The organism is Blautia sp. HCP3S3_C12 (genome assembly GCF_052064155.1).
GTDB lineage: Bacteria > Bacillota > Clostridia > Lachnospirales > Lachnospiraceae > Blautia_A.
The window spans coordinates 1-10,803 of sequence record NZ_JBQHWC010000034.1; the positions used below are offsets into that span (position 1 = coordinate 1).

At 41.2% G+C, this 10,803-nt stretch carries 11 protein-coding genes and 3 pseudogenes; 7 read left to right on the forward strand and 7 right to left on the reverse strand.

Translation table 11 applies throughout. The features are described from left to right. Window positions 1-87: 87 nt before the first annotated feature. From ACTNDS_RS16405 to ACTNDS_RS16415, 3 genes and pseudogenes are all read right to left on the reverse strand, one after another. Window positions 88-345 (reverse strand): annotated as a pseudogene (locus ACTNDS_RS16405) (MobQ family relaxase); the annotation flags it as partial. Beyond that, window positions 341-508 carry an aldo/keto reductase gene (locus tag ACTNDS_RS16410; RefSeq protein ID WP_441036834.1) on the reverse strand — a complete coding sequence of 56 codons (168 nt, stop codon included), beginning with the start codon at window positions 506-508 and terminating at the stop codon, window positions 341-343. The pseudogene ACTNDS_RS16405 and the gene ACTNDS_RS16410, both read right to left, overlap by 5 nt. A gap of 91 nt (window positions 509-599) precedes the next feature. Continuing rightward, window positions 600-2,324 carry an nSTAND1 domain-containing NTPase gene (locus tag ACTNDS_RS16415; RefSeq protein ID WP_441036835.1) on the reverse strand — a complete coding sequence of 575 codons (1,725 nt, stop codon included), beginning with the start codon at window positions 2,322-2,324 and terminating at the stop codon, window positions 600-602. Between the two features lie 280 nt (window positions 2,325-2,604). Here ACTNDS_RS16415 and ACTNDS_RS16420 point away from each other — a divergent pair, with 280 nt between their 5' ends. Further along, window positions 2,605-2,766, forward strand: coding sequence for a hypothetical protein (locus tag ACTNDS_RS16420; RefSeq protein WP_021739274.1), 162 nt, complete (start codon window positions 2,605-2,607; stop codon window positions 2,764-2,766). Window positions 2,767-2,802: 36 nt separating this feature from the next. Here ACTNDS_RS16420 and ACTNDS_RS16425 read toward each other — a convergent pair whose 3' ends face one another. After that, window positions 2,803-3,741: an Abi family protein gene (locus ACTNDS_RS16425; protein ID WP_300333500.1), complete on the reverse strand. Its 939-nt coding sequence runs from the start codon at window positions 3,739-3,741 to the stop codon at window positions 2,803-2,805. Between the two features lie 272 nt (window positions 3,742-4,013). Here ACTNDS_RS16425 and ACTNDS_RS16430 point away from each other — a divergent pair, with 272 nt between their 5' ends. Together ACTNDS_RS16430 and ACTNDS_RS16435 are read left to right on the forward strand one after the other, a co-directional pair. Beyond that, entirely contained in the window at window positions 4,014-4,328 is a 315-nt protein-coding gene (locus tag ACTNDS_RS16430; protein ID WP_441036836.1) for a hypothetical protein, read from the forward strand. Then, window positions 4,279-4,554: pseudogene (locus ACTNDS_RS16435) on the forward strand (AAA family ATPase); the annotation flags it as partial. The gene ACTNDS_RS16430 and the pseudogene ACTNDS_RS16435, both read left to right, overlap by 50 nt. 47 nt (window positions 4,555-4,601) lie before the next feature. Here the strand turns inward: ACTNDS_RS16435 and ACTNDS_RS16440 are convergent. After that, window positions 4,602-5,516 carry an IS3 family transposase gene (locus ACTNDS_RS16440; RefSeq protein ID WP_076777595.1) on the reverse strand — a complete coding sequence of 305 codons (915 nt, stop codon included), beginning with the start codon at window positions 5,514-5,516 and terminating at the stop codon, window positions 4,602-4,604. Beyond that, window positions 5,513-5,797, reverse strand: a complete 285-nt coding sequence (locus tag ACTNDS_RS16445) for a transposase (RefSeq protein WP_005612369.1) — start codon at window positions 5,795-5,797, stop codon at window positions 5,513-5,515. Before ACTNDS_RS16445 ends, ACTNDS_RS16440 begins: the two co-directional genes overlap by 4 nt. Window positions 5,798-5,975: 178 nt before the next feature. Between ACTNDS_RS16445 and mcrC the strand changes: the two genes are divergently transcribed. The 4 genes from mcrC (at window position 5,976) to ACTNDS_RS16465 (ending at window position 9,217) form a co-directional block, all read left to right on the forward strand. Beyond that, entirely contained in the window at window positions 5,976-7,016 is a 1,041-nt protein-coding gene (mcrC, locus tag ACTNDS_RS16450) for a 5-methylcytosine-specific restriction endonuclease system specificity protein McrC (RefSeq protein ID WP_441036837.1), read from the forward strand. Between the two features lie 8 nt (window positions 7,017-7,024). Beyond that, the gene (locus ACTNDS_RS16455; RefSeq protein ID WP_441036838.1) at window positions 7,025-7,759 is read left to right on the forward strand and encodes a hypothetical protein; all 735 of its coding nucleotides are present in this window, start codon (window positions 7,025-7,027) and stop codon (window positions 7,757-7,759) included. A gap of 91 nt (window positions 7,760-7,850) precedes the next feature. Then, a complete protein-coding gene (locus ACTNDS_RS16460) occupies window positions 7,851-8,195 on the forward strand; it encodes a type II toxin-antitoxin system MqsR family toxin (RefSeq protein ID WP_441036839.1) in 345 nt (114 codons plus the stop codon). Between the two features lie 17 nt (window positions 8,196-8,212). Continuing rightward, complete coding sequence (locus ACTNDS_RS16465; protein ID WP_441036840.1) at window positions 8,213-9,217, forward strand: type II TA system antitoxin MqsA family protein; 1,005 nt, start codon at window positions 8,213-8,215, stop codon at window positions 9,215-9,217. A gap of 59 nt (window positions 9,218-9,276) precedes the next feature. On the opposite strand, the pseudogene ACTNDS_RS16470 reads toward ACTNDS_RS16465, so the two are convergent. Further along, window positions 9,277-10,725, reverse strand: a pseudogene (locus ACTNDS_RS16470) (DNA polymerase); the annotation flags it as partial. Window positions 10,726-10,803: the final 78 nt, after the last annotated feature.

The window sequence follows — 10,803 nt, forward strand, 5'->3', positions numbered from 1 at the left end:
TACTCCTTTTCGATAAGAATTGTCATATCTGAATTCTTACCAAAAAGGAGTTATTTTTTACCAAAAACACAAACTATTTTACACTACCGATAGATTCGTCATATCTTTATCAGTGGAGCATTGTGCCTGGAAGATTAGTTGCTCTTTCCTTGATTTCAGTTCTTCAATTTCTTCCGTAACAGTGGTAAGCTGCTGATTCAATTTTATATGCTGGATGGGATTCAAAATACTGGTTTTTTCTTTTTCTACATTCAGCTCTTTCCGTTCTGTAACTTTAGCTTTGAGTTTCTTTTTAACGGTGTTGTATTTATTCAGTATTGGATTAAAATGATTCATCCAATCATACCTCTGCCGTATCAAAAAACGTACAGCCTTCATCTATTGCTTTTGCGATCAGTTCCTCTGCTTCCTTTTGTGTTGAAACTGTTCCATATGCATGGCTCATTCCCATACATCCTAATCCGATTTCTGATACTTCTAAATCTTTTCCTAAAACTCTTTTATTCATGTTCACTTCTTCCTTATCATCATTAAAAGAGACCTCGTATTGAAGTCCCTATTATTGTTAATCAGTCTAATCCTAATGACTATGATTTATTTTATAACCCAAGACTGTCTATCCATGAACTGATACATGCCTGATAGTCCAGTAATAATGCACGGTCGGTAGCACTACCGTTTTCATTCCCTTTCAAAAGCTGCTTCATCTCCAGGATAATCTCTTTCATACCTTTCCTGTAACGGTATTTCTCCATATATGGGAAGACATCCTCAAGAAACAGCAGGTACTTGGTCAGATCATCTTTTTCCATCATCCGCATGATATTACCGACTGTCTGAAACAGTTTTTTATAATAGCTGACTTCCGTTCCATGCATCAGACATATTTTTTGCAGAGAATCAAGCAAAGTATGGCAGGCTGTGACCGATGGTTTTGTTTCTGAAAGGGCAATCTCTTGAATCAACGGATGCAGGGAAATTGTATGCCGTGTAGTTGCCTGTACAAAACCTGTTTCAATCAGATCATTGATGTCATTTAAGTCAGTTAATCCAAGCCAGTCAGCAAAAATACGGGCGGAAATACCGGCAGGAGGCAGAAAGCAAAGGTTCCGCATGATTTCCTGTTGTTCCACGGATATGGAATAAAGAGAAAACAGAGTGTGGATATGGTTATAGTAAGTAGCCTTGCTGTTTTGCCCGTCTTTGATGGCACTGATTTTATCTCCATTTTCAAGGGATGCCTTTTCTTCCCGTAGCTTTTCCAGTAAGTGTTCCGGAGGTAGAATCCCATTTTCCAGTAGTTTTGCAGCCAGCTCTACTGCAAAGGTATGGCGATGGACGATTTCTATAATCTCTTCCACCAGTGTCTGGTATTCTTCTGCTTCAGAATAAAATGCAGCTGCCAGTTGAAACAGGCTGGCTGGATCCCTGATTTCTTTTAACTGCAGGATACAGTGTCCGTCAAATTTACTTCTGGTCGTGAAAAGAATCCTGCACCGGTATTTCAGAACCACCGGCAGAAAACTGTCCTGCGTGGCAGTGACGTTGAAATTGTCTATGATGAGCAGTGTATCATCTTTCAGAGAACGGAGAAACCGGTTGTGCTTCCGGAAACGTTCTTCTTCCCCATCTTCCGGCAGATCGTCGGTAAAATCCATGTCTGTGACAGCCTGATGTAAATCACCGGCATATTCTACATACAGGATGTTCGTATAATATTTTTTGTATTGCTTTGCATATGCTTTCGCCAGTTCACTCTTTCCAACCCCGGCAATTCCATAGAGAAATACTTTGCTGTTTTCTTCCAGCATTGTATGTAATTCGTCCAGTTCTTCTTCTCTTCCAAGAAAATGGCGGCATGGTCTGGGAACTTCACTGTCCATGATGTAATCCAGAATAACCGGGGAGAGAGAGCCGCCTGCAAGCAGCTTTTGGTTTCTGGTGTCCCGTTTGATAAATTGGCGTTCCATACCAAAGGAGATTAGTTTTGCCAGAAAGAGAAGCCGTGAATCAATCGGCTTGTATAGGGCTGCCAGCTTTTTCTTTTTTGCTTCGGAGATTGTGGCATCCTGCATGAACAGGAGATAAACATCCTGCAGTGCTTTGTTACAGTCGGTCATTAATGGTATAAGATTATGCTGCAGCGTTTCAGCCAGCTTTTCCTGCTTGCTTGGTCTTGCATAGTAAGTGCAGATTTTGGGACTGATCTTCGCCTGTCCGGTCATCCACCGGCAGACCAGCCCATTGTCAAAAGAAAAATCTTTGCTTTCCGGGCTGTCCATAAAATCCTCAAATACTTCATATAAAAATTCAGGCTGGTTCATCTGGTTACTTTCGCTGATATGATTTTTTAAACATGTCATTATGGAGCTAAAATCGCATCGATCCAAACGCAATCCCACCTTTTCGTATCAATTCTGTTTGTATTAGGTACTAAACTTCCTATATAATAACACAAACATATGTTCTGGACAATGGAATTTCAATGATATGAACCAAAATAAATGAGAAACAGTCAATTTACTCTCAATTTCTGCTCAATGAGAAGCCAGAAACTTTCCTGTAGAATGACCACAGAATAAAAAAACAGGGAAGGAGAGGCTTGTGAAACAGAATATAGAATTTGAACGGTGCATTGATTTTCTTGTGCGGATGATAGATAAATATGGCGAAGAGCTGCTCCGGGAACTGGAGGAAGATAAGGAAAACAATGGACAGGAGAAAAAAGAAGAAAATGAAAAGAAAAAAGAAGCGGCAGCTTCCTGAGATGGAAATCGCAGGGCTGCCGTTTTATATATGATTTTAATATATTTTATATCTGCAAATCTTCTCCCAATTTTCAGGGAATCCCATTTGTTTTAATAGTTGTGCCTGTGTTAAATGTGGGCACTGCTTAAGTACTCGCTTGATTAACTGGATAAGAGAGCGTTTGAATGATTTAAAATCATCATTGTTGATGAGATATCTTAGTGAAAGAACTACAGCAAATAAATCGTGTTTACCAAGAGTATAACTCCCCTTTTTCAATGGAATAGAAAGCTTTTGGTGTAGGAGTGTATCAGGGATTGTATCTTGAGTTCGAAAATCATATAATCGTTCTCCATGAGCACATACATTCCGGCACTTTGCAATAATAGTGATAAATTGATGCAATTGTTTTTCTGTATAGCCTGGGAAATGTTTACTGACTTTTACCTGGACATCGTTTGGCATATATTGATAAAAGGCAGAAAGCTGTCCAAATGTAACAGCATTCATTGCAACCCAGAGTGGAACATTACCATATACCTTGGAATAATGGGAAATGTAATTATAATGGGAAGGCATCGAAATACAGTTTTGCATAGAATGAATCAGGCGATTGACAGCTTTTTGGTTTTTCTTTGCAGAATTAAAATTTACAGGGTTTAGATATTCTGCCTGACTTTCACCAAATTTTTCACAGAAGTGATAGGAAATCAAAGATTTCAGATGCCGTTCTACATGAAGAATATACTTTAAAAATAAAGTCCGTAACTCTTCATCAAAATAATAAAATGCAACAATTTCTTCAAATGTAACACCATATAAGTATTTTCCAGAAGGTTTATGTTTGAACAGATTTTTGTATCCGCCAATCAAAGAATAGTAGCTGATATGCTCTAGCGTATGGATGGCAGTTGGAACATCTGAAATGGTTAATTGTTTTTCACTCTGTAATTTTTCAATTTGCTGATCGTATGTAAGAAATTTTTTCTCCATAATATATCACTCCTGTATAGTAAAAAAGGAGCCCACGCATGAGCTCCTCCGGCTACGGGCCCCTCAAGCATCCGTAGCACAACCACTAAAAATACTATACAGGATTGATTTCAGAAAGTCAAACTGTTTTTAGTGGTAGTATTAGTTTATTCATATAAGCGTTAAATATTCGGAAACAAATATTGAAGATAGTTGGAACAAATGATAGAATAAAGTTGGGACAATGAATGCGAGATAATATTGTGAAGAAATAAGAATTGCAGGTGACAGAGGTGAACGTAGAAGCATACGATGTGGATTCGTTGAGAAAGATGGTTAGGATACTTGAATATGAGAACAGATTATTAAAAGATAAATTGAAGAAAGCAAGTATTCCATATGATGAGGTAAATCCTTTCGAAGAAAAAATAGAAAATGCAGAAGAGTATGACCCGGATCAGGGGGAACGTATTGTGAATCCTTCGTTTATTTCAGAAGAGATGGCAATCCGTTTCTTTTCGATGTTTTGGGGAAGAGAAGATGTATATGCCAGATTGAAGCCTTGCAATGCTGGATTACGCTTTACGCAGAAGATTTGCATTCTTTGATTTGAAGCCGGGATTTACCACAGAAGGATTCCGTGCTTATAGAGATAGTCTCGACAATAAAAAGTTTGAGGCACTTGTAGGATGTGTACAGAGCCTTAACGAGAAGATTACAGCGGATGAGTCGCTGGGTGAAGGCTTCTGCATTGGTCATAGCTATTTCTGTAATATGGAACCAGATGAAGTGACTGATGAGAAGCTCCAGAGCATTGTTGAATACGAACTGGTCCTATGTCAAGATTTAGTACAAGTTAAAATGAGAAATTTCTCCCCATTTTAACCTGCCAGAAGCTCAGCCTCAGTGTGCGTTCTTTCATACACTCGTTCGAATTCGTTTGGCGACATATAGTTGCAATGGCTATGAATTCGTTTCGTATTGTAGAAAGCTTCCAGATATTCAAAAATCAACTGGTATGCCTGCTTATAGTCGCGAATTTTAAAGCGATTGAGCCATTCACGTTTGATAATAGAATGAAAGGATTCAATGCATGCATTATCCCACGGAAAAGCTTTCTTCGAATAACTGCGCTGCATATTTTCGGTTGCTTTTTTATATTCCTTTGCAACATATTGGCTGCCACGATCCGAATGGATAATTAATGGTTGATCGATATTTCGGCGAGCTTTGGCTTTGTTTATAGTATCAATCACGTAAGATACTTCCAGTGTTTCTGAAAGCGTCCAGGCTATGATTTTTCTGGAAAATAAATCCATAACACTGGTCAGATAGACAAATCCATCTATTGTCCAGATGTAGGTAATATCTGAACACCAGACTGCATTCGGACGATCAGGATTAAATTGCTCATCAAGGATATTTTGTAATTCAGTGCTGAAATCGGAATCTTTTGTGGTGATCGTCCATGGTTTGCTCCACTGAGCACGGATCCCCATTTGGCGCATATATGTACCAACGGTTCTTTCCGAAATGACTTCACCAGTTTTTCGAAGTTCTACAGTGATTTTCGGAGCACCGTAGTTCTGCTTGGAATCATCATAAATATCCTGTATTTTTGCTTTTACAGCTTTACGACGTTTTTCTGTATCAGAAGGTACGTGGTGGAGCCATGCAAGATATCCTGAGCGAGAGACACCTAAAAATTTCAACATTCCGGAGACGGAAACCCGGCGTCCAGCCTTTTTGGCAGCTTCCGTTTTCTCAGACACTTCAAGATAAATGGCTTCCGTCATTTTCCCAGAATGTTGATTGCTTTTTTTAACACATCAAGTGCATCTTGGGCATCGCGTAATTCACGTCTGAGACGGGCAATTTCCTTCTGCTCATCAGATGCATAATTACCAGAACCACGAACAGGAATATCACCTGATTCCCGGAAGTCTTTCAGCCATTTTGTTAATGTGCTGTATCCGATGCCAAGATTTTCTGCACATCCACGTACTCCGAGATCTTTGTGATCCTGATAGTACTGGACTGCATCAAGTTTAAATTGTTTGTCATGTTGCTTTGCCATATGAGATCCTCCTTCAGCATGCCTCTATTGTATCATGCTTATGTGTATTTGGAATTTCTCATTTTGGCTTGTACTATTTATATTCTAGCACCAAACTAATCCCGATGCTGAAGGAGTATTGGTTTGATGAACCACTGAAGGTCAAAGAATGGAGCGATAACCTAAGGAGTGCTGTTAAGTGATAAGAATTCAGAACATATACTATATGCTTGCCTATGCTTTTCAGGTTCTGAATGAGCAGGGCTATAAGAATATAGCAACGGAAGAATTTGATAATACTGCTGAGCTGTGTGCTGCAATCCTTGCAAGAGGAATCAGCACTCAGGTGAAGCGCGGTCTTGGGAAGGAATACATACCTCAGACTGAGGCTTTATCATCACTTCGCGGAAAACTGGATATTTCTGAATCTATCAAGACACAAACATTTCTGAAGAAGCAGATGATCTGTTCATATGATGATTTTTCCGTGAATTCTGTTATGAATCGGATCATCAAATCCACAGTTCTTCTTCTGTTAAAAGGGGACATATCCAAATCAAGGAAAAAGGAACTGAGGAAACTGATGGTTTCCTTTGAGGACGTGAATGTTATTGATCTTTATTCTGTGAATTGGAATATGCAGTATAACCGTAATAATCAGACATACCGTATGCTAATTTCCATCTGCTATCTTGTATTTAAGGGTTTGTTGCAGACTCAATCCGATGGTACAACGAAGCTGATGGATTTCCTAGATGAGCAAAGAATGTACCGCCTGTATGAGAAATTTATTTTGGAATACTATCGAAAAGAGCATCCGGAGCTGACCGCTAATGCATCTCAGATCCCGTGGCAACTTGATGATGATTTTGGAGACATGCTTCCGGTTATGCAGACAGACATAATGCTGACAAAGGAAGAAAAAACTCTGATTATTGACGCGAAGTATTATGCACATACGACACAACGTCAGTATGATAAAAACACACTTCCTTCCGGAAACCTGTATCAGATATTCACCTATGTAAAGAACAAAGAAGTAGAGCTGGCAGATCAGCCACACAAGGTCGCAGGGATGCTTCTGTATGCAAGGACAGATGAGGAAATCTATCCTGAGAAAGAATACCGTATGAGCGGAAATCAGATTGGAGTGAGAACGTTGAATCTGGACGGAGATTTCGATATGATCAAAAACCAATTGAACGAGATCGCGGAGAAATTCTTCGGGGAAGCTGCGTAGGTGATTGTATGCAGGATAGATATGCCGGTGACATCGGCGATTATGGAAAGATTGGGTTGCTCAAAGCTTTGCAGACTCAGGGATTATCTGTCGGAGTGAACTGGTACCGTGTCGAACCGATGGATACAGAGAAAAAAGCGGATGGCACATATAAGCAGGAAGATGGGAAATATCTAATTCCTGAATATTTACAGGTATGCGATACTCCGCTGGCAGAGCAGCTGACAAAGATCGCAAAGTCGAATAATCGCTCCATCAAGAGCCTGGAAAGAGGAGATTTTATTCCTGATGCAAGATATTATAGTGAACCGATTACTGTTGCCGGACGCGATGAATGGCATAAGAGAGCTCTGGTTTTATTAAAGGGATTGGATATTGTCTTTATGGATCCGGACAACGGTATGCTTGTAAAGTCGGTAGGAAAAAGATCGGCTAAGAGTATAAAGTATACATTTTATGAAGAGGTGGCGGATTATATTAGACAGAAGCAAAGCGTTTTGATATATAACCATCGGAGCAGAAAACAGGAAGATGCTTACTTCCGTGAGCTCAGCGAAAAGCTTGGAGGAATAACCGGGGTGCCAGAATCGAGGATATTGAAAATTACATTTCCGAGATGTTCCGTCAGAGATTATCTGGCGGTTCCTGTATCGGATGTGCATCGAGAAAAAATAAAAGCTGCATTTGTCAGTATGGATCAAGGGATTTGGGGAAATACAGGTATGTGTAGGATACCACGATAAAGGTGATTCGTCATAATGCGGTCATATGACCGCATTTTTCTTGACTTTTTAGGATTCTTGAGTATAATATAAAGTACACGGAGGTATCTGAGTGAGTAATCAAGCAAGCAACGGGCAGATTGTAGCATATCTTGCTGAGGTCAAACGGCTACTGTCTGCAGGAAAATACGATTTTGTTCCAAGAAGAAAAAATATGCAAGCATTGGCGCAACATGGTCTTACTATCACAGATGCAAAAAATGAGATTTTAGGGCTTGTTGTCGGTGATTACTACAAAGGCCCTAAGCAGGATCATGATCCTAATCGTCCTGGAGACATTTGGGAATTCAAAAAAGATATTGATGGAATGCAATTTTATGTAAAAGTAAAAATTGTTCAGGAGAACGGAGAAGATATCCTGAAATGTATTGGATTCCACGAGGACGATTTTGCTTAGGAAAGGAGGTGGCGTCGATGAAGAAATATTGCGAGGAATGTGGAAAAGAAGTCGGGACTAAGGTAGTTTTTAAGAAAGAAACGTATGATGTTTGTGGAGAGCCAATCGAAGTTGATGCCCAGATATTGGTTTGTGCTGAGTGTGGAGAAGAGTTCTATTGTGAGGAATTTGATAACGCCACGCTTATTAATGCATACAACGAATACCGTAGAAAGCATAAGCTTCTGCTGCCAGAGGAAATTAAGAAAATAAGAGAACAGTATGGGCTCAGTCAGAGGAGTTTTGCTAAGCTCTTGAACTGGGGAGATAAGACTATCTGTAGATATGAGAATGGCTCTATCCAGGATAAGGCTCATAATAGTCTTCTTCTATTCTTGCGTGAGCCTGAAAACATGAGGACATATCTGACGGAGAATGAGATTGTCCTTGATGAAAGGCAAAAAGCAAAACTGCTTGATACTGTTGATAAACTTGAGCAAGATACGGAATATCGAGTTGGTAGACGGTTCTTTGATTTGTTTTTCTCCAGAGTTCCTTGTGAGGAAAATGGATTCAAGGGGTTTGATTATGAGAAGCTCTGCGCCATGGTTCTGTTTTTTGCGAATAAGAGCACTGAATTACTAAAAACAAAGCTTATGAAGTTGCTCAACTACTCAGATATGATTTTCTATAAAGAAAATGGAGTATCAATATCTGGCTTGAAATATGCGCATCTGCCTTATGGACCAGTGCCAGATCATTTTGATATGATTCTTGGAAAAATGGCAGCAGATCATATTGCCCACATCGATGTATTTTATGATGGCGGCTATGAAAAACATCAGGTAGTTCCAGAGTGTGATATACCTGAAGGTGTGCTTTCTGATGCAGAGATAGAAGTACTGAACCGTATATACGAGAAGTTTAAGACCTTTGGATCAGTGGAGATTTCCGACTACTCACATAAGGAGAAGGGATATAAAGCCACAAAGACGGGAGAGACTATTTCCTATGCATACGCAATGGATATTCAATTGAATTGATGTAAATAAAAAGTTGAAGCAGCGGCCTCCGGCGATGAACCGGTAAGCCGCTATTTTTTTCAGTCTTTTTTGTAAAAATTGGTTTCGTAGCCGTCGGCGCGGAGAAGGATGTCCGGCATCCAGTCCGGAGATCTGCCCATCTGCTTGCAAATCACACTCAGGTCAACATCAGGGCTGCATTCGATAATCAGCTCATCATGAACATGACCGACGATGAAGCAGTGCCGGAGAGTTTTCATAGCGTAGCAGAGGATGTCGCGGCTGACGGCCTGGACGATATTCTCCACGAACTTTGGACCGTAGGATTCGATACGTTCCCACTTCTTTGTGGAGCCGACTCCTTCATAGGTTACAGATTCGCCACCATACTGGTTTTCTCCGATACGGGGCTTAACGTAGGAGAGCAGGCGGCCTGACGGAAGTTTGATGAAGAGCATACCGCTTTTATAAAAGAAGCGGATCCCGCGCACTTCAGTCTGGATGCGCTGCGTGATCGTAGTCTTGACCGCACGGTCGATGTCCCACCAGAAGGCGGTGATCATCGGGTTGGAGTTCCGCCAGGAGTTGACCAGCGGCTGGAGCTCTTCCTCGGTCAGTCCCATATCTAAGGCTCCCATCGACTTCAAGGCACCGACGCTGCCGCCGTATCCGAGAGCCAATTCTGCGATTTTTCCCTTCTGACGGAGATGACCGTTAATCCCATGCTTTTCAACCGGAACGCCGAACATCTGACTGGCAGAGGCACAATAGATATCTTTGCCTTCCGCAAATACCTTAGAGCGCCAGGTCTCACCGGCAAGATAGGCCAGCACTCTGGCTTCGATGGCAGAGAAGTCGCTGACAATAAACTTGTATCCGGGACGGGGCACAAAGGCTGTCCGGATCAGTTGTGACAGCGTGTCTGGAATATCATCATAGAGCAGCTGCACAGTATCATAATCGCCGGCTTTCACAATGGCTCTGGCTTCTGCAAGATCCGGCATGTGGTTCTGCGGAAGGTTCTGTAACTGAATCAATTTGCCTGCCCATCTGCCAGAGCGGTTGGCTCCGTAGAACTGGAACATGCCGTGGGCTCTGCCATCCTTGCAGACAGCATTCTGCATGGCCTGGTATTTCTTCACGGATGATTTTGCCAGCTGAAGGCGGAGCCGAAGCGCTTCTTCCACCTGACCGTCAGTATCGCCGATCAGCTTTGCTACATCCTTCTTTCCGAGTGATTCTGCTTCCACGCCGTTCTCAGAGAGCCAGGCCTTCATCTGAACCACACTGTTCGGATTCTCTACGCCAGTGATATCCTGCATGGTTTCAGAGAGGACAGCTTTGGAACGTTCATCAAAGTTTATAGCGTTTTCCACCACATCCATATCTAGGGCGATTCCTCTGTCGTTGATCTCCTGATCGAGATGATATTCATCCCAGATGAAGTCCGGGATCGGGTATTTCGACAGGCGCTTCTGTATTGCCATTTCAACTTCCACATCATGTTTATTGTAGGATTTGAATAACTGCGCGTCGCATTCTCGTTACTTTCAGTGATGAGTTAGACGCGCAAATTTTTTTACTAAACAACAGAACAAATGTTTACA